15 protein-coding genes, 1 pseudogene and 1 riboswitch are annotated in these 22,130 nt (G+C 54.7%); of the genes and pseudogenes, 9 read left to right on the forward strand and 7 right to left on the reverse strand.

Annotated features, from left to right (window positions below; all coding sequences use genetic code 11):
- Positions 1-149: 149 nt before the first annotated feature.
- From PAE68_RS09430 to PAE68_RS09455, 6 genes are all read right to left on the reverse strand, one after another.
- Positions 150-1,733: an adenylate/guanylate cyclase domain-containing protein gene (locus PAE68_RS09430; RefSeq protein ID WP_281886306.1), complete on the reverse strand. Its 1,584-nt coding sequence runs from the start codon at positions 1,731-1,733 to the stop codon at positions 150-152.
- Positions 1,734-2,507: a response regulator gene (locus PAE68_RS22705; RefSeq protein ID WP_309299320.1), complete on the reverse strand. Its 774-nt coding sequence runs from the start codon at positions 2,505-2,507 to the stop codon at positions 1,734-1,736.
- 21 nt (positions 2,508-2,528) lie between these two features.
- The gene (locus PAE68_RS09440; RefSeq protein ID WP_281886308.1) at positions 2,529-5,489 is read right to left on the reverse strand and encodes an ATP-binding protein; all 2,961 of its coding nucleotides are present in this window, start codon (positions 5,487-5,489) and stop codon (positions 2,529-2,531) included.
- Positions 5,490-5,805: 316 nt separating this feature from the next.
- The gene (locus PAE68_RS09445; protein WP_397379440.1) at positions 5,806-6,429 is read right to left on the reverse strand and encodes a Uma2 family endonuclease; all 624 of its coding nucleotides are present in this window, start codon (positions 6,427-6,429) and stop codon (positions 5,806-5,808) included.
- A gap of 153 nt (positions 6,430-6,582) precedes the next feature.
- Positions 6,583-9,288: an aconitate hydratase AcnA gene (gene acnA, locus PAE68_RS09450; protein ID WP_281886312.1), complete on the reverse strand. Its 2,706-nt coding sequence runs from the start codon at positions 9,286-9,288 to the stop codon at positions 6,583-6,585.
- 348 nt (positions 9,289-9,636) lie between these two features.
- Positions 9,637-10,644 carry a DUF3231 family protein gene (locus PAE68_RS09455; protein WP_281886313.1) on the reverse strand — a complete coding sequence of 336 codons (1,008 nt, stop codon included), beginning with the start codon at positions 10,642-10,644 and terminating at the stop codon, positions 9,637-9,639.
- 188 nt (positions 10,645-10,832) lie between these two features.
- On the opposite strand from PAE68_RS09455, the gene uxuA reads away from it, so the two are divergent.
- The 7 genes and pseudogenes from uxuA (at position 10,833) to PAE68_RS09490 (ending at position 16,646) form a co-directional block, all read left to right on the forward strand.
- Entirely contained in the window at positions 10,833-11,894 is a 1,062-nt protein-coding gene (gene uxuA / locus PAE68_RS09460) for a mannonate dehydratase (protein ID WP_281886315.1), read from the forward strand.
- 1 nt (position 11,895) lies between these two features.
- Positions 11,896-12,423, forward strand: a pseudogene (locus tag PAE68_RS09465) (SDR family NAD(P)-dependent oxidoreductase); the annotation flags it as partial.
- A 171-nt stretch (positions 12,424-12,594) separates the two neighbouring features.
- A complete protein-coding gene (locus tag PAE68_RS09470; protein WP_281886317.1) occupies positions 12,595-13,293 on the forward strand; it encodes a GntR family transcriptional regulator in 699 nt (232 codons plus the stop codon).
- A 148-nt stretch (positions 13,294-13,441) separates the two neighbouring features.
- Complete coding sequence (locus tag PAE68_RS09475; protein WP_281886318.1) at positions 13,442-14,308, forward strand: hypothetical protein; 867 nt, start codon at positions 13,442-13,444, stop codon at positions 14,306-14,308.
- Positions 14,309-14,623: 315 nt separating this feature from the next.
- Complete coding sequence (locus PAE68_RS09480; RefSeq protein WP_281890990.1) at positions 14,624-15,373, forward strand: ABC transporter ATP-binding protein; 750 nt, start codon at positions 14,624-14,626, stop codon at positions 15,371-15,373.
- Complete coding sequence (locus PAE68_RS09485) at positions 15,370-16,257, forward strand: hypothetical protein (protein WP_281886319.1); 888 nt, start codon at positions 15,370-15,372, stop codon at positions 16,255-16,257. The genes PAE68_RS09480 and PAE68_RS09485 overlap by 4 nt, the downstream gene beginning before the upstream one ends.
- An 11-nt stretch (positions 16,258-16,268) precedes the next feature.
- Positions 16,269-16,646 (forward strand): hypothetical protein, encoded by a 378-nt coding sequence (locus PAE68_RS09490; RefSeq protein WP_281886320.1) that lies wholly within the window; start codon positions 16,269-16,271, stop codon positions 16,644-16,646.
- Positions 16,647-16,954: 308 nt separating this feature from the next.
- On the opposite strand, the gene PAE68_RS09495 is transcribed toward PAE68_RS09490, so the two are convergent.
- Entirely contained in the window at positions 16,955-18,022 is a 1,068-nt protein-coding gene (locus PAE68_RS09495) for an IS4 family transposase (protein WP_281886321.1), read from the reverse strand.
- 309 nt (positions 18,023-18,331) lie between these two features.
- Here PAE68_RS09495 and PAE68_RS09500 point away from each other — a divergent pair, with 309 nt between their 5' ends.
- Together PAE68_RS09500 and PAE68_RS09505 are read left to right on the forward strand one after the other, a co-directional pair.
- Positions 18,332-20,050, forward strand: coding sequence for a sensor histidine kinase (locus PAE68_RS09500; RefSeq protein ID WP_281886322.1), 1,719 nt, complete (start codon positions 18,332-18,334; stop codon positions 20,048-20,050).
- A 158-nt stretch (positions 20,051-20,208) separates the two neighbouring features.
- Positions 20,209-20,301: riboswitch (cyclic di-GMP riboswitch) on the forward strand.
- Between the two features lie 111 nt (positions 20,302-20,412).
- On the forward strand, positions 20,413-22,098 hold the full coding sequence (locus tag PAE68_RS09505; RefSeq protein WP_281886323.1) for a methyl-accepting chemotaxis protein: 1,686 nt from the start codon (positions 20,413-20,415) through the stop codon (positions 22,096-22,098).
- Positions 22,099-22,130 lie beyond the last annotated feature (32 nt).

The following is a 22,130-nucleotide window of genomic DNA, read 5'->3' on the forward strand; positions in this document are numbered from 1 at the left end:
TTAGTAACTCATAAAGACACCTCACCGTTGATGCTGTACGGGAGGTGTCTAAGTTTGGCGTCGCGTAGGTGGTATAAAGATGCAGAGACGCAGAGGTCAGAGGTTAAGAGACACCGAGAATCAACGATGCAGAGACTCAGAGATGGAGACTATCGACGGTATTGCAAAAAGTACGCCCGGATGACGCTGTCATCGTCCGTCGAGGTGAAGATCGAGCCCCACGTCTGACTCGGGTCATAGCGCAGCACTAAGCCTCGTGTGTCGACGGGCAGCGGAGGACTAATCTCGACGTACGATTCGTACATGTCGAACAGCTTGAGCGCGTTGCCGAGAAGCTGGTTCGCCGTCTCGGCAACCGCGTCGGCGAGGTAGGCGCCGCGCTCCTCGGCAGGCGGCGGCGTATCGTCACCGCTCGCGACGAGCAGCGAGCGCAGCAGTGCCTCCTGCGCGGGGCCGCTCGCGCTGAGCACGAACAGGCCGCCGAGCGTGCCGCGGAGCTCGAGGAACACGGAGTGTTCCTCGAGCCGCGCAGCGTCGCCGGCGTAGCCTTGCTCGCTGGCGATGGCGAAGCCCGCGCGATAAGGCAAGAACATGCGGACCGCATCGAGCAGCGGTCCGAGCAAGCCGGGCTCGTGCCGCTGACGTGGCACGAGAGGGTGATGGCTTGTTCCTTTTTCCGAAGCTGACAGCACTCCAGCACTTGCATCCGCCTCAGCTGTATCTCGCACCACCACTTCAGCACTCGCACTTGCCTCTACAGCAGCACTAGCCCTTGCCGTCGTTGAATCACCTGCCACCACTCCAACACTCGCACTAGCACCCGCCTCGACCGCCGCCTCTATAAGCAGCTGCTGCACCGTCTGCTCCAGCGCGTAGTCGCTGGCAGCCGTCTCGGCCCACAGCTGCGACTCGGGGGCGCACAGCCGAATGTAGCGGCGCGCCACGAGATCGTGCGGGCAGGCAGCAACCGCCTGCTCGAACAACGGCTGCGCCTCGGCGCTGCGGCGATCGAGGAACAGCTGCAGCGCCTCATCGAACAGCGGCCGCGTCCTTAGTTTGCCGCTGCGAAGCTCGGACGCCTCGTGGTCGAACACCTCGTAGAGATCGACGGCGTGCAGCTTTCCTTTGGCCGTTACGCGGTCGATGCGTCGCACGCACAAGTGGTCCGACTGCTCCAGCGCCTGATACGTATGGCCGGAGATGAGCAGTGATGTCCCGTATTGCTTGTTCATCGCTTCAACGCGTGAAGCAACATTCACCGGATCACCGATCACGGTCGCCTGCAACCGACTCGGTCCCCCGACAATGCCCAGCATGACCGGGCCTGTATTCAGCCCGATGCCGATCCGAATCGGCACGTAGCCGGCGCGCAGCCGCCCCAGGTTGTAGGCGTACAGTCGGCGCAGCATGTCGCTCGCCGCGCGAACGGCATCGTCGGCACGACCGAACAGCGCCATGATGGAATCGCCGATAAATTTATCAATGACACCGCCATTCAGCTCAACCGCAGGCTCCATGTGCGACAAGTATGAATTCAGGAAGCGGAAGTTTTGCTCCGGTGTCAGCTGCTCGGACAGGGCGGTGAAGGAGCGTATATCGGAGAATAGCACCGTCAGCTCGAGCTCCTTATGATCACCGAGCTGGACTTCCTCGATCGAACGCTTGTCCAGCAGCTTCAGTAGCGCGTGCGGCACGAACCGTTCGTCGTATACATAGGGTGACTCGTTCATCATCTATACTATAATTTGCGAAATATCGGTATACACCTTCGCGAACAGCTCCGCATCCGTCTCCTTCAGCTGCTGCGTCAGTAAGCGGCTGCCGGTCACTGCCTTGGCGATGCCTCCCGCCTGCACGATGCTGGACATGTACTGCGCGAATCGACTCGGCAACTCCGGTGGCAGCTGCTCCAAGCTGTCGTGGAAGTGGAAGATGACCTTCAACGGCTTGACGAATAGGAAGCCCTGCACGGCCATGCCGATCGAATCGAGCTCGGCGCTGCCGATGCCGCAGCGCGCAGTGACGATGAAGATGCCGTTCTTGTTCTCAATGGCAAAAGGCGGCATGCCGCACTCCTTGCCGGACGCTGAGTGTGCAGTCGCAGACTCCGCCCCTGATGTCACGGCAGCAGGAGAAGCCGTTGCTTGTACGTGCAGCACCTCGTTGATCGTCTCCACAATTTTTTCAACCGTAATCGGCTTCAGGATGTAGTGCTTCGCGCCGTTCTGGATCGCCTCGAACACCATACTCTTCTGATCGAGCGCGGAGATCATGATGACGTTCGCCTCCGGGTAGGTGGCGATTATTTTTTTGACCGCTTCAATCCCGTTCATGACGGGCATCGTAATATCCATCGTTACTAGATCTGGCTGATGCTTCGCGTATTCCTTGTACGCCTCGATGCCGTTGGCCGCTTCGGCGACGACGTTGTGGCCAGCCTCGGTCAGCATCATTCTCAAATTACGACGCATCAGTATCGAGTCGTCGACGATTAACAGGTTCGCCATATGTACTCTTGCCTCCTCTATCTATTCAGGTGTTGTCGTAAGGACGAAGCTAAGCTGAATCGCTCCGACGTCGCTCGTTAAGCTGCACGTCCATATATTCGAATCGCAATATTTCATCGAAGCGCCCTCGGTCTGCAGCGTGATCGGCGGCTCGATGACGATATACGGCTCAAGCTCGGGGAAGCAGCGAATCGAGTTGCCGATAATGATGTTCGTCGCCTCTGCGAGCGTATCCTCGGCCAGCTCCAGCTCCTCCTCGGGAGTGAGGCTGCCGTAGACGAGCGAGCGAACCGCTGTAGAAGCAAGCGCCTTGTCGATCGAGAGCACCAGCATCCCGTCGATCGCGCCTTTTACACGAATGAAGGTCGTCACATTCTGCAGGGACAGCTTATCGCCCTCGCTCAGCTGGAACGGCTGGGTCGCCTGCAGAGGCTGGTTCACCTGCTCGCGGAAGAACGTCAGCGCGGTCTCGGCCAGCGGGCCGATGATCGAGCCGACCGACAGCTGCGGCACCTCGGTGAGATCGACGTACGGAATGCGGAAGACGAACGTCGTGCCGCGACCCGGCTCAGAGCTCACGTCGAGCGTGCCGCCGAGCCGCTCGGTCTCGAGCTTCACGGCCGCAAGCCCGATACCTCGACCGGACAGCTCGCTGACCTCATCCTTCGTGCTGAATTGTTCGTGGAACAGCAGCTCGATGACCGCCTCGTCCGCCAGAGCTGCGGCCGCTTCATCGGCGATCAGCCCCTTGGCGACCGCCTTCGCCTTGATCTGCTCCGGGTCGATGCCACGGCCGTCATCGCTGATCTGCAGCACGATCACGCCTTCGTCGAGCTGTACGTCGCAGCGAACGCGGCCGAGCTCCGGCTTGCCGAGCGCCTCCCGCACGTCGCACGGCTCAATGCCGTGATCGGCGAGATTGCGGAAGACGTGCACGAGCGAGCGGGCGAAGTCCGCATATCGATCTGAATCGCACAGCACCTCATCGCCCTCAATAGCGAACGGCTCGATCATCTTGTCCATCCGCTCCGCAAGCCCCAGTGTATATTCCGGATAAGCGCGCAGCAGCTCCTTGAACGGCTTGTAGCGAAGCTTGCGCAGCTCCGGCAGCAGCAGCTGACAGTCGGCGGTGGAGAGGGAGGCGACCATTTTGCGCTCGATCTCCACAATTTTTCCTTTATCGATGAACAGTACGTTGTCTTGTCCGAAGAACGTGTCGCCGAGAATGCGGTGGAGCACCTCGAGCTCATACTGGAGCCACTCATCCATATGGAAGCTATCCAGCACAGCACGAATCTCCGAGTGAGTGACGTCCTCCGCACGCTTGCACAGCTCGGCGATCACGCTCTCAGCCTCGTGAAGCTTCTGCGCCGCATGCGTCAGGCCGAATTGCGAGAAGCTGCCCTTGAACGTATGAATGTGACGGAACAGCTCGAAGAGCGACGCGTCCAGCGGCTCCTGCTCCTGGAACAAGGCGTGCACCCGCTCGCCAATAAAATGCTTGTAATCCGATACGAGCTCACGGTAATCGTTGTAGCCGACGACGACCTTGACCACCATCTTGAGCGTATTGCGCTCCTGCTCCATCTGCGATTGCAGCAGCCGCTTCTCGGTCACGTCGGTCAAGATGACCATGCACGATTCCTCGTCGTCTGCCTCCAGCGCGGCGATCAGCTTGTATTCGAGCTGAATGTGCCTTCCGTCGATGACCAGCTCATCGGTCAGAAGAGGCATGTACAGGCTGCGTCTGGACGGCTCCTTCTCTTGAAAAAGCTTGCCGAGCAAGCTGCGCAGGAAGCTCTGCTGCTGTGCATCGTCCGCAGCAATCAGCTCGACGAACGGGCGTCCCGACAGGCCAGCGCCGAACAGCTTGACGCACTCGAGACTGTACTCCTCGCGGACGAGTAGATCGGCCCCGAAGGAGAGGAAGCCTTGGCCCGCATTGTTGAGCAGGCTGCGCAGCGACTTCTCCTGCTCGGTGAGCTTCTGCTTCGCTTCCTGAATTCGCTCCTGGGAGCGAACGAGCTCCTCCTTCTGCGCCTCCAGCTCATCCCGCTGAGCTTCCAGCTCATTGCGCTGCGCCTCGAGCTCGTCGCGTTGCTCCTCCAGCTGCATGTTCTGCGCCTCCAGCTCGTCGTTCTGCTCCTTGAGCAGCTCGGCGTAGCTCCGCATTTTGCCCATAATCGTATTGGTTGAATCGACGAGCGACTCGATCTCGCGCAGCGGCCGCTTCAGTCGAACGGTGGTGCTGATCGCATTCTCCATATCTTCGTCGGCTGCGATACACTTCATCGTTGCCTCGAGCTGATTGATCGGCTGAATGATCGGCAGCGTGAAGAGCAGGCTCATCAGCTTCGATACGCAGAGCAGCACGAGCATGAGCACGAGCAGCATGATGGCGAGCAGGATGAACATGCACATCCCGACATACGGGTGGATGGCTGTCGTAACGACGCCGACCTTCCCTTGCTCACGGTCGATGAGCGGATGCTTCGATTCGACGGTGAACAGCTGTACGAGCGGCTCGACGAGAAGACTCACATCATCGATCATGGAATCGGCCTTCGCCTGGTTCGAGTAGATGACCTTATCTTCAATCTGTACGCTGAGCAATACGATGTCCAGTTTCTCCTCGGACCATATGCCTGCAACGTCCTCGCTCAGCATGTGGAGGAAGCGGTCATGTCCGGTCGTCTCTTCTAAGTGAGTGCGAATCCATTGCCGTGCCTTCTCGGTGTTCGGATCGAACTGCTCCAGACGCTCGATGCCGAACTGCTGGAGGAACTCAGCCGAGTTCATGTCGCGCGCTATCGTGGAACCGACCAAGCGGGATGCGGTCTCGGACATCGGGCGGAACATCTGGGAGATGATGACGAGCGTGAACAGGCCGAACACGATAATATTGATCATGGAGGATACGTACATGAGTCTGTGTATACGATTGCGCAGCGTTCTGGGATTTCGCGGCTTGACAGCAGCCATAGCATCACCTTATTCGTATAGAATGGTTGTTTGCGTTCGATATGTAGATGGGTCATTCTTTAACATTCGACAATTAGTGCGCCTCTCCTGCTTCGCACTGTGGATCGATGGCAGGCAGCTCCATTCATCAATGGTACGACTATACGGTGGGCGGCTCGATCACGGAGGAGGTGAGCCATTGCGAGGCGGTGTAACGAATCTATATGATCGTGAAGGCTTGCCTGCTTCGTCGTTTACGACGGAGTAGACGGGGGCGTGCGTGCAGCCTTGTCAGGCAAACGAAAAACAAGCATCCGAGCATGCTCGAAGGCTTGTTTCATTTATACCGTTGCAGCTCGTCTGGAATGCTGTTCATAATCTCACGCATCGTGAAGGCTGCGCAAGGCAGCTTATCGGACACCATCGGGTCATCCTGTTCGAATACATTCGTCAGTGCGTACGAGTCACCCTGCAGCTGATACAGCTCAAGGTAGCTATCAGAAGTGTTCACGATCCAATATTCCGGGATGCCATAGTGCGCATAGGTGATGAGCTTGGACAGCTTGTCTCTCTTGATGGAGGTTGGAGATAGAATCTCGATGACAGCATCGGGCACACCTTCAATCCCTCGACGGGTTACAATGTTCAGGTTAGATCGAAGCACGATGACAAGGTCAGGCTGTCGAACGTCGCTAGGCGATAGGATCAAGTCGATCGGAGCGTGTAGGATGATCGCTTCATTCGAACAAGACTGTGAGATACGCCGTTGAATTTCGAAGCTGACCAGCTGATGGATGACGGTCGGACTCGGACTCATCAGCTCCAGGCGACCGTTGATCAGCTCGTAGCGGTCGATGTCTTCATGTTCAAGGGCAGCGTAATCGTCATAGGTCATGTGTTGTTCACGCAGCATAGCTTGCTTGGGTGCAGTCGGCTTATACTTGTTGTCCAACGAGCTCACCACCTTGACAGGAATAGAATGTACGTTCGATTCCATTTCATTGTAACATACAGCTTCATTGGGACTCAATGCGGTGTATGGCAATCTTTCTCTCCATGTCACAAAAAAATCCCTTCAAGCGACCATCGCCTGAAGGGATTTCTACTATTATAATTAGTTGCTGATCATCTGACGCAGAACCGTCTGCAGAATACCGCCGTTGCGGTAGTAATCTACCTCAACGAGGGAATCCAGACGCACGATGACGTTGAACTCGAAGCTCGAGCCGTCCTCGCGAGTTGCGACGACCTTCACTTGGTCGCCAGGCTGTACGTCGTTCGACAGACCGACGATGTCGAATGTCTCACGGCCTGTGATGCCGTGGGATGCCCAGCTCTCGCCTGGCAGGAACACGAGTGGAAGCACGCCCATGCCGACGAGGTTGGAGCGGTGAATACGCTCGAAGCTCTCGGTAATAACAGCCTTCACGCCGAGAAGGAATGTACCCTTCGCTGCCCAGTCACGGGAGGAGCCTGTGCCGTACTCCTTACCGCCGATGACGACGAGGTTCGTGCCGTCAGCCTGGTACTTCATCGAAGCTTCGTATACGGACATGACTTCATCCGTAGGCAAGTATTTCGAGAAGCCGCCCTCTGTACCTGGAGCTACCTGGTTCTTGATACGGATGTTCGCGAACGTACCGCGTACCATGACCTCGTGGTGACCGCGGCGGGAGCCGTAGGAGTTGAAGTCCTTCTTCTCAACGCCGTTCTCGATCAAGTACTTACCGCCTGGAGCGTCTGGCTTGATCGTTCCCGCTGGGGAGATATGGTCCGTCGTCACGGAATCGCCGAGCAAGAGCAATGTCTTCGCAGCCTTGATGTCTTCTACATCGCGGATGCCGTCAGCCAGCTTCTCGAAGAACGGCGGGTTCGCGATATATGTGGACTTCTCGTCCCACTCGTACAGCTCGCCCTCTGGCACTGGAATCTGGTTCCAACGCTGGTTCTGCGTGTACACGTTCTCGTACTTCGCACGGAACATGTCTGCGGACAGGGAGGATTCCATCGCTTCTGCGATTTCCTTGGAGGAAGGCCAGATGTCCTTCAGGAATACCGGCTGACCGTTCTGATCGTGACCGATTGGCTCGTTAGCGAAATCGATGTTCACGTTGCCTGCAAGCGCGTAAGCGACAACAAGCGGCGGCGAAGCCAAGAAGTTCGCCTTGATCTGCGCGTGAATACGGCCTTCGAAGTTACGGTTACCGGACAATACAGCCGCTACCGTCATGTCGTTGTCCGCGATCGCCTGGCTTACTTCGTCAGGAAGCGGACCGGAGTTACCGATACAGGTTGCACAGCCGTAGCCTGCTACGTGGAAGCCAAGCGCTTCGAGCGACTCAAGCAGACCTGCTTTTTTCAGATACTCGGTAACGACCAGGGAGCCTGGTGTCAAGGAGCTCTTCACGTATTCCGGCTTCACGAGACCGCGCTCGACAGCCTTCTTCGCGACAAGACCTGCACCGATCATAACGCTCGGGTTGGACGTGTTCGTGCAGCTCGTAATGGCCGCGAGCACGACTGCGCCGTTCGCCATCTTGCTGTCCTTGCCGTTCGCATGCTTCACGTCTACGATTTCTGCAAGCTTGCTGTCGGACAGACCGTAGCCGCCCTTCTCCACTGGCTTGCGAACGATTTCGTTCCAAGTCTCTTTCATTGCAGTCAGCTCGATGCGGTCCTGTGGACGCTTCGGACCTGCAAGGCTCGGTACGACAGTCGACAGATCCAGCTCAACTACCTCTGTGAATACAGGGTCTGGCGTGCTGTCTGTGCGGAACATGTTCTGTGCTTTATAGTAAGCCTCGACAAGAGCGATCTGCTCTTCTGTACGGCCTGTTTGACGAAGGAAGTCCAGCGTCGTGCTGTCAACCGGGAAGAAGCCGATCGTTGCACCGTACTCAGGAGCCATGTTAGCTACTGTCGCGCGGTCAGGAAGGCTGATCTCGGACAAGCCTGTGCCATAGAACTCAACGAACTTGCCGACAACGCCCTTCTTACGAAGAATCTGAGTAATCGTCAGCGCGAGGTCAGTAGCTGTTGCGCCTTCAGATAGCTTGCCAGTCAGCTTGAAGCCGATAACCTCAGGAGCAACGAAGTACAGCGGCTGGCCAAGCATACCTGCTTCTGCCTCGATACCGCCGACGCCCCAGCCTACGATACCAAGACCGTTGATCATCGTTGTATGGGAGTCTGTACCTACGAGGGAATCCGGGAATACGACGGTCTCGCCGTCAATGACCTTCGTCGCTGCTACGGAAGCGAGGTACTCCAGGTTCACCTGGTGAACGATACCTGTATCTGGTGGTACGGCACGGAAGTTATCGAATGCCGTCTGTGCCCAACGGAAGAAGCGGTAGCGCTCAGCGTTACGCTCGAACTCGATGCGCTCGTTGATCTCAAGAGCGTCCGGGGAGCCGAAGGCGTCAACCATGACGGAGTGGTCGATAACGAGATCGACAGGAACGAGCGGGTTGATCTTCTTCGGATCGCCGCCAGCTTTCTTCACCGTCTCACGCATAGCTGCGAGGTCAACGACAACCGGTACACCTGTCAAGTCCTGCAGAACGATACGGGAAGGGATGAACGGAATTTCTTTGTCCTCGCGCTTCTCTGCCCAGTTCGCGATCTGGCTTACATGCTCAGTTGTAATCGCACGGCCGTCGAATTGACGAACAGCGCCCTCGAGCAACACTTTAATGGAGAAAGGAAGCTTCGAGATTGTGCCAAGTCCTTGCTCTTCGAGACCTTGAAGACGGTAGTAGGCGTACGACTTGCCACCGACTTCGAGGTTGGAGCGGACCGAGAATTGATTTTGTGCCATGGAATGACATGCCCTCCTCAAATTCACTGAATTTGGATGAAATACGTTTCAGGCTGAATACCGGCGGAGTTGCCTGCCTAGTTTCACCTAGTGAAACTATATTTCAAATATCCTTAGTCCTAGTATATCGCTAATTCGACGTATTCGTAAAGCACATTTTTCCTGGAATATTATCGTATATAGAGGCTGGAAAACGCAGCAACGCCAGAAGACGGCCAGACACGAATCGTGACTGAACCGTCTCTATAGGTGGAGGGAAGGCCATAAGGGGAGTAAGCTCGCAAGGGGGAATGAATGGTGAGAGTACGGTATGCTCTACAGGAACTGGTGTGCTGGCGCTGCATCTCATCAGCTTCTAACTAAAGCTTCATGATCCGTAGCGAGCGGAGGCTGCTCCATCCACCCGTTCTCGATTAAGAGGTTCATACCGTCCTCGGCCAGCAGACCGATCTCGGCGATCATCTTGGCGTAGTCCGCCGCGAGGTCCTTCCTCTGACACATGGACATCGCTTCTGCGTAATAGCCGATAGCCGAGGATAGCAGCGTACAGATTAAGAACAGCATCAGCTTATCGGAAAAAGGCGGGACGGTCGAATCCGTCACCTCAGACTCAAAGGTTCGAGGGGTATGCAGTTGATCCTCCTTCAGCATGGAAGCGAGGATCTCGTAGTGGCTCTGGCACACGAGGCGTGCTCGTTCCATATAGCTTCTCACATCACGAGATTGGCACACTTGACCGAAGCCAAGCTCGAGTACGACCTTGGCGATCGTCTTGTGCATGTTCAGGAACGTTCCGCTCACCTCGAGAGCGTTGATCGGTCTTCGTTTGCCAAGCCAGCCTGTCAGATAGCTCTGCTTCTTAACGATATCGGCCTTCTGGTGGTTATTGAAGCACGGCGGCTTGCTGATGATCCCCTTGCTCTCAAGTACACCTGTGCATACATCATAGAGCTCGGTCGTCTCGGCTATGACTTGCTTGAAATATTTTCTCTGGTCCTCACGAACGGTACAGCCGAGCGCTCCGGCATAACGGGTCATGCCATGGATTAACATCGTCTGAATAAATACGAGGATATAGACGTCTGTGAACAGCGCAGGTGCATCCACGAACACATCCTCATCGGTAAAGCCGATCGGAAGCGGGTATTGCTCGGCCGTCAAGAACCGTTCGATGCTATGCAGATGGCTCTCGGATAGGCTTAGTGCTACTTGCAGAATGTCTTGAGTGCTCTGATCTTGAACGGTTCGAATAAAATAACGTAGCATACAGCGCGAAAGACTGTCATTCACATATTGTGCCCACAGGTTGGCGAGCTCTGAGGCGCTCATTCTGCTGTAATGTGTGATCTCCTCCATTAGTTCACCCTCCAGTATGTTGGTACGAAGCAAGAGAACCCTTGTGCTAGGTAGTATATACCAATGGGTTGTAATTATTAGTGGTTCGCAATGAGGAGAGCTAAAGATTATACAATTGACTTGTATACAAGTAAACAACTATACTTGGCATATGAAATGGACCGACAAATTCAGGAGGGTATACCGACATGAGAATGGTATTTCGCTGGTACGGGGAAGGGAACGACAACGTCACCCTGCAGCACATCAGGCAAATTCCAGGCGTTGAAGGTATCGTATGGGCGTTGCATGATATACCGGCAGGAGACGTATGGCCGCTCGAGCGTATAGTCGAGCTGAAGCGCACGATCGATCCTTATGGCTTCCATATGGAGGTCGTGGAAAGCGTCAACATTCATGAGGACATCAAGCTAGGCCGGCCGACCCGTGATACGTATATCGATAACTACAAGCAGACGATAGCAAATTTGGGGCAAGTCGGCGTGAAGACGATCTGCTACAACTTCATGCCGGTGTTCGACTGGGTGCGGACCGAGTTGTTCAAGGAGCTGGAGGACGGCTCGACGGCGCTGTTCTACGAGAAGGCACAGGTCGCGGATATGGATCCGATGGTGCTTGTGCGTAAGATTGCAGACAACCCTGACTTCACGATGCCGGGCTGGGAGCCGGAGCGGTTAGTGCGACTGTCGAGTCTGTTCGAGGCGTATAAGGATGTGACCGAGGAGCAGCTGTGGAGTAACCTCGGCTATTTTCTCGAGCAGATCATTCCAGTATGTGAGGAGCATGACATCAAGATGGCGATTCATCCGGACGACCCGCCATGGTCGATCTTCGGACTGCCGCGCATCGTGACCGGGCAGGCGAACATCAGACGTCTGCTGTCGCTCGTAGACAGTCCGTATAACGGTGTGACGCTGTGCAGCGGCTCGCTTGGCGCGAACCCGGATAACGACATCATTGCGATGATCCACGAGTTCGCAGGCCGCATCCCATTCGCCCATATACGCAACGTACGGCGCTATGAGAATGGCGACTTCATCGAGACGAGCCATCGGACCGCGGACGGCAGCGTGGACATTACGGGCATCGTACAGGCTTATTATGAGACAGGCTTCTCCGGCTACGCCCGACCTGACCACGGTCGAAACGTATTCGGGGAGGTGTGCCGACCAGGCTACGGGCTGTACGACCGGGCGATGGGCATTATGTATTTGTGGGGCTTATGGGACGCATTCGAGAGGAGTGGCTGACATGCTGGGATTGAATCCGAATTTGCAGGGTAAAGTAGCGGTAATTACAGGGGGCAGCGGCGTACTATGCTCGGCGATGGCGCGTGAGCTTGGGCGGCAGGGCGTGAAGGTGGCCATCTTGAACCGGACGGCGGAGAAGGGAGAAGAGGTTGCAGCCGATATTCGCGAGGCGGGCGGCCGAGCGATAGCGGTCGCTTGCGACGTGCTCGATCTTGCGAGTGTGAAGCAGGCGGAACGTATAGTAACAGAAGCGTTCGGCGTATGCGACATTCTCATCAACGGAGCGGGAGGCAATCACCCGCAGGGAATTACGACGAACGAGACGTTGAAGCTCGAGGACTTAAACAATTCGGAAATTACGACGTTCTACGATCTAACGGCAGAGGGTATCGGCTACGTGTTCAACTTGAATTTTCTCGGAACGCTCATTCCGACGCAAGTATTCTCAAGAGGCATGACGGGTAAAGCCGGCGCGACGATCATTAACATCTCGTCCATGAGTGCGCCGAGTCCGATGACGAAGGTGCCTGTCGACGGCGGCTTCATGGCCTCCTCAGGCGTGTAGGCTGCTGGAGAAGCTATTGCCGGGTACTGTGACGCTCGGTATACTAGGGTTACGGTCTATCCGCCTTCGTCCGAGCTTTGATCTTCGGAACCGGGGCTAGGCCCGGAGTGACCAGCAACTTGAAGGAGCATTGCGATGTCCTATCTATCCCCACTGCCCGCAGCGCAGCGCAGAACGTTAGGCGAGCAGGTGTATGAATCGATCCGTGAAGGGATCGTGTCCATACGGCTTGCGCCCGGAACCTACATCTATGAGAACGAGCTGTCCGAGCAGCTTGGCGTCAGCCGTACGCCGATTCGTGAAGCGATCCGCATGCTCGCCAGTGAGCAGCTACTCGAGGTGCTGCCTCAGCGTGGCACCCAGATTGCCTTGATCTCGGAGCAGAAGGTGCAGGAGACGCGCTTCGTCCGCGAGCATCTGGAGCTCGGCGCCTTCAGATTAGCGGCTCGCCGCTGGAATGCGCAGGCACACGAGCCGTATCGCCAGCGGTGCGAGCAGCTACTCGAGCAGCAGCTGGCAGCCGTACGGAGCGACGATCTGGCTCTATTCCTGCAGCTGGACGAGTCGTTCCACCGTTCGATTCTCGAGGTGACGGGCAACACGACGCTGCTGCAGGTTGTGAATCATATGCGCGGACACTTGAATCGCATCCGCTACTTGTCGCTCAAGCAGTTCAAGCATGCTGAGCGGCTAGTTGAGGAGCACGCCTTCCTGCTGCGCAGCATCCAGGCTGGCGACGAGGAGCAGGCGGCGGCGCTGCTCGCGGCTCATTTTGGCAAGCTCGACGACGAGCTGCCGGAGCTGCGCCGTACGTATCCGCAATATTTTGGCTGAGGCCGAAGCTGAACAGATCGTAGTGGTCGCCCTGTGAAGGGTATCGATACGGTCTGTTTTTGTAGCGTTAGCTCATCATTGAATACTGTATGGGGGTATAGTATAATGGTCGTATTGTGATTATTCCAATAACGGGGGAGATCAATAGATGAAGCGTATGGGGCTCATTATGTCGGTAGCCGCGTTACTGCTGTTGGCGGCCTGCGGGGCGAAGCCGCCTGCCGAGCACAGTGGACACGGTGCAGCAGCAGGTCAGCAAGACAGGGGCAAGCACACGGACGGACATGGAGGGCATAGTGGGCATGGAGAGCAGAAGGCTGATGTGCCGGTCAAGGCGGTCTGGAGCTTCTCGAAGGAGAAGCCGCAGCCGAACGAGCAGATGACATTAACGCTGCAGATTAACGATACGACGGGGAAGCCGATCGAAGGCTTCGATATTAGTCACGAGAAGAAGCTTCATCTCATAGTCGTCAGTAAGGACTTGTCTTACTTCGATCATCTTCATCCCGAGTATCGGGGTACAGGTCAGTTCGTGGTGTCGACGAAGCTACCGCGCGATGGAGCATACAAGCTGATTGCAGACTTCATACCGAGCGGTGCTGCTCAGAAGACAGAGACGCATTGGCTTGAGGTCGGCAACGTCTCTCAAGCGACTGTAGCCGCAGTAGAGCCGGAGTCGCAGCTGAAGAAGACGGTCAACGGCAAGGAAGTAACGCTGGCCTTCGACAAGCTGCAGGCCGGTCACGATGTACAGATGACGTTCAGCTTCAAGGATGAAGCCTCCGGTAAGCCGATTACGAACCTGCAGCCGTATCTCGGTGCAGTCGGTCACGTGGTGATCATGAGCAGCGACGTCGAGCAATATATTCATAATCATCCACTGGATGAGAAGGCGTCAGGTCCGGACGCCGTGTTCGGTACGAGCTTCCCCGTGAGCGGCGTCTATAAAATATGGGGGCAGTTCCAGCACCAAGGTGAATCGTTCCTTGTTCCATTTGTGGTGAAGGTGCCGTAATGCCATGTAAGCTCTAACTACGAAATAGAAGCGAGCTTCAGGGGCTCGAAGACTCCAGAATCATTTCTGCGGAAATGGTCTGGAGTTTTTTTTGTTATAGCTTGCGGGGCGATGGCGGCTGCTTCCCTACGTCAGGGGACAGCTAATCGATACGATTGTTGTTGAGGTCAAGAAATAATACGAGGAAAATAGCCCCCAATCCGTTCTTCTTATGTTAATATGTGGTAGTATATGCTGGGTTGCATTTATCCGAAGGGTGAAGGAGGCTGGGCATTGGTCAACGAAGAGGTCGTGATCCGCATCGAGGATCTATACATGAGCTACGGCCAGCAGCAGGTGCTGCATGGCATCTCGCTGGAGGTCAGACGCGGTGAGATCATAGGATACATCGGACCGAACGGAGCGGGGAAGAGTACAACGGTGAAAATATTGCTAGGCCTGACGGAAGGCTATACGGGGAATGTGTACGTGCTCGGGCAGCCGATCCGGGAGAGCGGCGTCGCCTATAAGCGTTCGATCGGCTATATGCCGGAGCTTGCTGAGCTGTACGAGTCGCTGACCGCGCGCGAATACTTGACGTTCATCGGTGAGCTGTACGGGATCGATGGGGCGGAGGCTGATCGGAAGGCACAGCGTATGATGGAGCTGCTCGGGCTGGACGATGTGTACGACGCTCGGATTACGTCGTATTCCAAGGGGATGAAGCAGCGGGTGTTGCTCATCTCAAGTCTTCTGCACGACCCTGACATTCTGTTCCTCGATGAGCCGCTGAGTGGACTCGATGCGAACAGCGTCATGATCGTTAAGGAGCTGCTCGCCCAGCTGGCGGGGCAGGGGAAGACGATCTTTTACTCCTCGCACATGATGGATGTGGTGGAGAAGATTAGCTCGCGCATCATTCTGCTGCACAATGGACGTATTGTGGCCGACGGTTCGTTCAAGGAGCTGCAGGAGAGCAGCAAGGACGCATCGCTGGAGGAGCTGTTCAACGCGCTGACCGGCTTCCACGAGCATCGGCGTATAGCCGAGGAGCTAGTTGAGGCGATGCGGGAGGACGGGCGATGAACCATTATTGGAGCTTGAAGCTGCTGGACCGACTCCGGGGCGGGTTCGAGCGTCTTGGCATCGATTACCCGATCATGCGGCGTATCGTGCAGGTGAAGCTGACGATGGATCGCAGGCGTGTACCGACTGTACTCGCTCAATCGAAGTGGGGGCAGAACAAGCAGCAGGCGAACAGCGAGGAGGGGCAGACGGAGCAGAGCCGAGATCTGTACGTGCTGTCACTCGCCCTCTACGGTTTGATGGGGCTCACGACGGTGCCTCTGCTGCTGTTCAATTGGAGCTTGCATCTGCAGCTGAGCCTCGTGTTCGGGGTGTTCATGTTCCTGATCATGACTTCGCTGATTTCCGAGTTCTCGTCTGTGCTGCTCGATGTGAAGGATCGCTCGATTCTGTACATTCGCCCGGTGAACCGGCAGACGCTGCAGATGGCCAGAGTCGTTCATGTGAGCATATATTTGTTCAGCAGGACGCTGGTTGTTGCAGCAGTGCCTCTCCTGACCGTGCTCATCCGGCATGGGTTGCTCGCAGCGCTATTGTTCGGCGCGGAGCTGGTGCTGATGGTGCTGCTTATAGTCGTGCTGACGAGTCTGTTCTATGCGCTGATCTTGAAGTGGTTCGACGGCGAGAAGCTGAAGGATATGATTAACGCGGTGCAAATAGTGCTGGCGATGGGCATGATGATCGGCTACCAGCTCGTAGGTCCGATGTTCAGACTGTCCGAGCTGGGGGGCGGCTTGCAGCCATCACTGTGGCATGTGCTGCTTCCTCCAGTCTGGTTCGGCGCTCCGCTTGCCCTCTTGCTGGAGCAGAAGTCGGATCCCTTGACGATCGGACTCGCACTGCTGGCGCTCGTCGTCCCGCTCTTGTCGCTCGCGGTATCTTGAAGGCGGGACTCATGAAGCTCGTGCTGCCGGTGTTCGCTGTAGTCAGTGTGTTATACATCGCTGTGTTCGGCGCACGGATCGTTCCCGACCTCGTTGCGGCGATGCTTGGGGCGAGCATCTATACGTATGTCAGCTATTATGTGCTCGTGCGGGAGCTTCCGTTCTCGAAGCCGTTCACGGAGGCGCAGCAAGGGAGCTGGTGGATGATTCCGCTAATGCTTGGCTTGTTCGTGCTGCCTGCCGTTCACATTGTCGTTAGCTTGGTGAGCAGTGTGGGCGTGTATGCTTATGTCGCGGTGCTGCTCGTTGTGAATGCAGGGCTGTGGGTAAGACGAGGGGGCGAAGGGAATGAGCGAACGGTGCCTGTTACTGGACGAAGCGCCTTATGAGTACTCGGGATTTGGGTAAGCTCTTGCAATATGCCGAGATCTGCCTTGCACGGTTCGTCTACCATGTACTGCTCCTGTTGAAGCATTCACGAAGAAGCCTCGGTCTCGCAGACCGTGGTTTTCTTTGATATCGTAAATCAGTAGCGTTGCATAAATCATGACATCTAAAATGGTGGAATATTCAGAAATTAGTTTTCAAATTCCAAGGGCCAAAAACTTACGGGGTACCCCTGAAACAGGCAGTTGCTGTCCATTTGTAATATTCATCCTTTTCAAGTTGATGATTGGTTTTTTTCGACTTAGGCGACTTACTGGTCTTTCTGTTTCTTCTGTCGCCCTCTCGAAGTTCGACTCGTTCCCAGTTCTAGCTTCATAAGCAGCAGCAAGCAGTATGCAATTAAACAGATCCAAATCTGATTCATCACTGCGTTCTCGCTGTCACCGTAAAAACAGGTTAGCTTCAGGTTCTGCTTGACCCACCGGAAGAACATCTCGATCTGCCAGCGGCTACGATACAGGTCACCAAGCTCTTCTGCCGTCAGGTCGAACCGATTCGTAATGATACGGACCTCATTACCGCGACCGTCTGTGGTGACGATCATACGAAGGGGGTGCTGCATGCGCTTGTGAGCTTTGCCTAGCACGACTTTGACATCGCGGATGATGTCTGAATCTGTGTTCACCGAAAGTTCTTCCACTTCTTCGACAACAGCATTGTCCTTTAATCGTGATACGAATCGAATGCCACGCTCGCAGTAACTGTCGTATTTGCCGTAGTCCAGATACCCGCGGTCCATCAGATACGTGACGTCCGACTCATCGATCAGGACGTCCATTTGGCTGCGGTCTGCGGGCCTTGCAGGCGTAACCACTGCCTTATCCGGATAAACATGGTCGGGGTCAGCAAATGCCACTCGCAGGTGCAGTTTCACGCCTGCTTTCGTTTTTCGGAAAGTCGCCCATTTATACCGCTGTAGGCAAACGCTGATCGTAGAAGAGTCTATAATCTTGACCGTTCCGATGCGCCCTGATATCGGCCTAGCATCTCGATGCAACTGTGTAATGAGATTACAAAGGATGGCTTGAAGTACTTCTGGGTCCAGTTGATTATTTTTACGGGACAACTGGGATGCACTGATCGAAGCAATGCCGAGTTGCTTTTGAAATTCCTCGTCGTGCTCCAGCTTTCGCATGATGGAACGAAGACCCTTTCGCTTCTCTAACTGTGCTTCGATGAAGATGTACAGAAAGACTAAGGTGTCGAGCTTTTTCACATAACGGTCGAGCGTAGTCGTGCTTTGCCAATTCGGGATGATGTTTGGATTTATTGGTGCAACCCATTTACCAAATGCAGAAAATAGTGTATCCTTGTCCATGCGTATCTCCTAAGTTAGGGATTTGGACAGGGCTACCTGTTACCCTAATTTTAGGAGTTTTTTGTTACAGAGTACGACCTATTTATTACAATAATAGCACAATTTGTCCAATCTGTTCGCGTGTTAGTTTTTATGCAACGCTACTGATCGTAAATATGTAAAATTAATGGAAGTCAAGGTCAATCACCTAAATTTTCCTTTATAATGGTTTACTTGTATGGCATAAAAAAATACACTTATTTTGTAAGCAGTACAAACCTCACATGAGGCTGTGTCTCAACTAAATACAAAATAAGGGGATATCCCGCAATGCTGTCCGAACTTTATGTCAATGCCTCGATCATGCTCGCCCACGTTTTCATCATTCATAAGATCTATCATTGGCTGCGCAAGGCGGCTGGCTGGCAGAGATGGGGATCAGCGTATTTTGGAATCAGCTATGGACTTCTAGGGAATGTATTGATGCTGTTTACCTTCGATCTGAAGGATGGCACGATGCTTGATCTACGTGCACTGGCCATTATGCTGGCCGGTAAGCAAGGCGGAGCGCAGGGTGCTCTAGTCTGCACGGTGCTCGTCGCAGCCGGGCGATTGTCTCTGCAGCCACTGGACGATGTGTCGATCTTAAGTGCGTTGGTCACATTGATCGGGGGTGGGGCATGTGCATGCTTGCTACGCTATATCAGGCTGAACGGAATATTGGCATGGGTATGGATGACAACGCTATATTCAACCATTACAGCGATTGGCATGACTTGGTTGATCCAATCGAACACACAGCACTTTAGCGTGATGCTCCAATATGCACTTGTACTCGCCATTGTGGGCAGCCTAAGCTTCCTGTTCATCGAATATTTGGAGAAGACCATTCACGCGCTGTATCGACTGCGAGCCATTAGCGAGACCGATTCATTGACGGGTCTTCTCAATTATAGAGGGCTTCATATTCAGCTGCGCAAGCTTCTGACAATGCCGATTCGATTACGGCCTGCGTTCTCAATGTACTTAATTGATGTGAAGGATATACGCATACATAATTTGGAGCTGGGCCATCGGCAAGTGAACTATTTGCTGGAATGTACGGGACAAGCTTTGAAGCACTTGTTTCCCCATGCGCTCATACTTGCGAGGTATCAAGGAGACAAGTTCGTGCTCGTGACCGATGAGGATGAGGAGCGTGTCCGTACGATTCTCGATGAGGAGCTGTCCGAGCATAGCGGGTTGGAGTTTATTTATACCCAATTGCTGTATCCTGATTATGGGCTGAGCGAGCAGGAGCTTCTGATGAAGCTCGAGGAACAGCTGCTTGCCCGGAAGAAGGTGAAGTGGAAGAGTGAGGAAGAGAGGCTGACACGTAACGAGAAGCTGAAGGCGGTGGGCGAGCTGGCTGCTGGACTTGCCCATGAGATACGCAATCCGTTAACTGCGGTGAAGGGCTTCTTACAGGTCGGGATGCAGAAGGGGGATATTGCTCCGTACTACACGATTATATTGGATGAAATTAACAGAATGAGCGAGCTGACGAACGAGTTTTTACAATATTCCCGTCCGCAATCGGCGCAGATGTCTCGCTCTAGCCTTGAAGCGTGCGTCAGTCGCGCGGTGCAGTTGGCTGAGTCGTCAGCGATTCATCATGGTCATCAGGTTCAGAATATGTCAGCGGAGCATGATGTTGAGGTAATGGCTGACCCGCAGAAGCTGATCCAAGTGCTGCTGAACTTGATGAAGAACGGACTTGAGGCGATGAGAGAGCCTGGCACCTTAACGGTTCGGATGTATCCGTTGTCTGAGCATTTCGTTGCGATCGAGATTAAGGATACTGGAATGGGCATCTCTTCCGAACAGATGGAGCGCATATTCAGCCCCTTCTTCACGACGAAGGAGACGGGAACCGGACTCGGCTTGTCGATCTGTCAAAAAATAGTGCAGGATCATCGCGGTATGATCGCCGTGGACAGCGAGGAAGGCAGTGGCAGCACATTCACAGTGACACTTCCAGTCATCAAGCGGCACTCATCGACGGCTTGACGACGGTTCAACAGAGGTAGTCGCACGCCAAGCTAGCAGCAGCGTGCCGACTGCCTCTTTATTGTAACTATACTAAGACAAGCTCAATTTTCCAATAGATTTTTTGGCCTTCTTTTAGTAAAATTGGCTATGAGACATTAGTCCTATATATTGAATCCCATACGTAAAGGCAAACTCGGCGAAAGACGGGGACGCAAAGCTTCAGGCCTAAAGTAAAGCTTCGGCTTCACTAGGGCGGCTGGGCTGCCAAGTGGTGTTAATGGTCAAACCGCTCCCTATTGGTCGGTTTTTTTGCGCTTGCCGGCCGAACGCCTCAGCATTTTTGCGTATGATGTATGAACAGATTGGGGAAGGTGCAGCTTATGAAGTGGACAATCAGCAAGAAACTGTATGGCGGATTTTGTATTATTCTGTTCTTTGTTGTGTTGCAAGGCATTACTTCGATCTATTTTCAGTCTCGATTGGTAACGATCTATGAAGACCTCATCGAACGTCGTGCCGTCATCGCTAGCACGATGATGCGCGTTGAGACGAAGGCTGCGCTGCAGACAAGCAGTCTCCAGGATTACTTGCTAACCCAGGACGAGAGCTCGAAGCAGAGGCTTCTTGCTGCTAACCGAGACGCGAGAATGGGAATTGGATCGGCATCGTTGTTGGTACATCGTGAGGAAGACAAGCAGAAGCTGGCGAAGCTGATTGATCTGAATAAGAGGTATCTTGACGTGACCAGCTCCGTATTTGCGATCTCCTCCAAGCAAGAGCAGCTGATGTATGCCAATAAGGAAGTGTTCCCGATAGCTAGGGAGATGGGGCAGCTCGCCGAAGAGATCGCCAATGGCCAGAAGGAGCTGATGCAGCAAGGGATAACGGACAATGCTGCGCGTGCCGACAACATCAAACGGATCCTGTATATGTCGCTGGGTATCACCATTGTGGTTTCAGCCTTGCTCGGCTATTTCATCTCACGCAGCTTGTCAAGACCGATCATCGCGTTGACTCACGCGGCAAGAGCGATCGCCTCGGGCGATCTTCGTGACCAAGACCTGCGCATCCGCAATAAGGAGGAGCTCGGTGTGCTGGCTTCTTCGTTCCGCGAGATGACTGAGCAGCTACGCATGCTAATCCACCAGGTGCAGACTACCGTGGAACAGACAGCAGCCAGCTCCGAGGAGCTGACAGCAAGCGCAGAGCAGTCCGCATCGGCTGCTCAAGGGATCGCTAGTACGATCATGGAGGTGAGCAGCGGCAGTCAATCGCAGGATAAAGGCGCCCGCGAATGTGTCGTTGCGATGCAGGAGATGGCGATCGCGCTGCAGCGGATCGCGGAGTCGTCGGCAACCGTATCCGACATTGCACTCGTAACCAGAGAGTCGGTTGAGCAGAGTTATAGCTCAATTGAGCAGACGATCGATCAGATGGAAGGCATCCAGCGATCCGTCGGAGGCGCCGCCGTAGAGGTCGGGCATCTACATAAGCATTCTCAAGAAATCGGCGACATTGTGAAGCTGATTAGTGAAATATCGAATCAGACGAACCTGTTGGCGCTGAACGCCTCCATTGAGGCGGCACGTGCAGGCGAGCAGGGCAGAGGCTTTGCCGTTGTAGCGAACGAAGTCAAGAAGCTGGCCGGAATGACCCAGCAGTCTGCTGCCCAGGTAGAGGAACTGATCGCCCACATTCAACAGAGCACCGAGAAGATCGTAGTTGCCATCGATCAGAGTGTGGAGGATGTGCAGGTCGGCAGCACGGCAGTTCAGAAGGCCGGGGAAACGTTCGCAGAGGTAAGAGACGCAATGCGTATAGCCGTTGAGCAAATTCAAGAGGTATCCGCCTCGGCGGAGCAAGCGTCGGCAAGCTCGGAACAAATGCTGGCAACCGTCGAGGAGGTATCGACCATCGCTCGCACGATTATGGAAGAGACGCAGAGTGTCGCCGCTTCCACCGAGGCGCAGCTTGCTTCCATGGAGGAGATTTCAGCGTCTTCCGAAGCGTTAAGTCAGCTCGCAGCTGATCTTCAGCAGAACATAAGCCGATTTAAGGTGCAATAATCTTGTACGGATAGTGAGCAAAAATAGCCTCC

The organism is Paenibacillus sp. YYML68, from assembly GCF_027923405.1.
In the GTDB taxonomy this organism is placed as follows: Bacteria; Bacillota; Bacilli; order Paenibacillales; family NBRC-103111; genus Paenibacillus_G.

What these genes read in the sequence shown, in the direction of transcription:
- PAE68_RS09505 (WP_281886323.1), top strand. Translation starts at nt 20,413, where the DNA reads ATGAAGTGGACAATCAGCAAGAAACTGTATGGCGGATTTTGTATTATT.
- PAE68_RS09480 (WP_281890990.1), top strand. Translation starts at nt 14,624, where the DNA reads ATGAGCTACGGCCAGCAGCAGGTGCTGCATGGCATCTCGCTGGAGGTC.
- PAE68_RS09455 (WP_281886313.1), bottom strand. Translation starts at nt 10,644, where the DNA reads ATGGAGGAGATCACACATTACAGCAGAATGAGCGCCTCAGAGCTCGCC.
- PAE68_RS09475 (WP_281886318.1), top strand. Translation starts at nt 13,442, where the DNA reads ATGAAGCGTATGGGGCTCATTATGTCGGTAGCCGCGTTACTGCTGTTG.
- PAE68_RS22705 (WP_309299320.1), bottom strand. Translation starts at nt 2,507, where the DNA reads ATGGCGAACCTGTTAATCGTCGACGACTCGATACTGATGCGTCGTAAT.
- uxuA (WP_281886315.1), top strand. Translation starts at nt 10,833, where the DNA reads ATGAGAATGGTATTTCGCTGGTACGGGGAAGGGAACGACAACGTCACC.
- PAE68_RS09490 (WP_281886320.1), top strand. Translation starts at nt 16,269, where the DNA reads ATGAAGCTCGTGCTGCCGGTGTTCGCTGTAGTCAGTGTGTTATACATC.
- PAE68_RS09495 (WP_281886321.1), bottom strand. Translation starts at nt 18,022, where the DNA reads ATGGACAAGGATACACTATTTTCTGCATTTGGTAAATGGGTTGCACCA.
- PAE68_RS09440 (WP_281886308.1), bottom strand. Translation starts at nt 5,489, where the DNA reads ATGGCTGCTGTCAAGCCGCGAAATCCCAGAACGCTGCGCAATCGTATA.
- PAE68_RS09500 (WP_281886322.1), top strand. Translation starts at nt 18,332, where the DNA reads ATGCTGTCCGAACTTTATGTCAATGCCTCGATCATGCTCGCCCACGTT.
- PAE68_RS09470 (WP_281886317.1), top strand. Translation starts at nt 12,595, where the DNA reads ATGTCCTATCTATCCCCACTGCCCGCAGCGCAGCGCAGAACGTTAGGC.
- acnA (WP_281886312.1), bottom strand. Translation starts at nt 9,288, where the DNA reads ATGGCACAAAATCAATTCTCGGTCCGCTCCAACCTCGAAGTCGGTGGC.
- PAE68_RS09430 (WP_281886306.1), bottom strand. Translation starts at nt 1,733, where the DNA reads ATGATGAACGAGTCACCCTATGTATACGACGAACGGTTCGTGCCGCAC.
- PAE68_RS09485 (WP_281886319.1), top strand. Translation starts at nt 15,370, where the DNA reads ATGAACCATTATTGGAGCTTGAAGCTGCTGGACCGACTCCGGGGCGGG.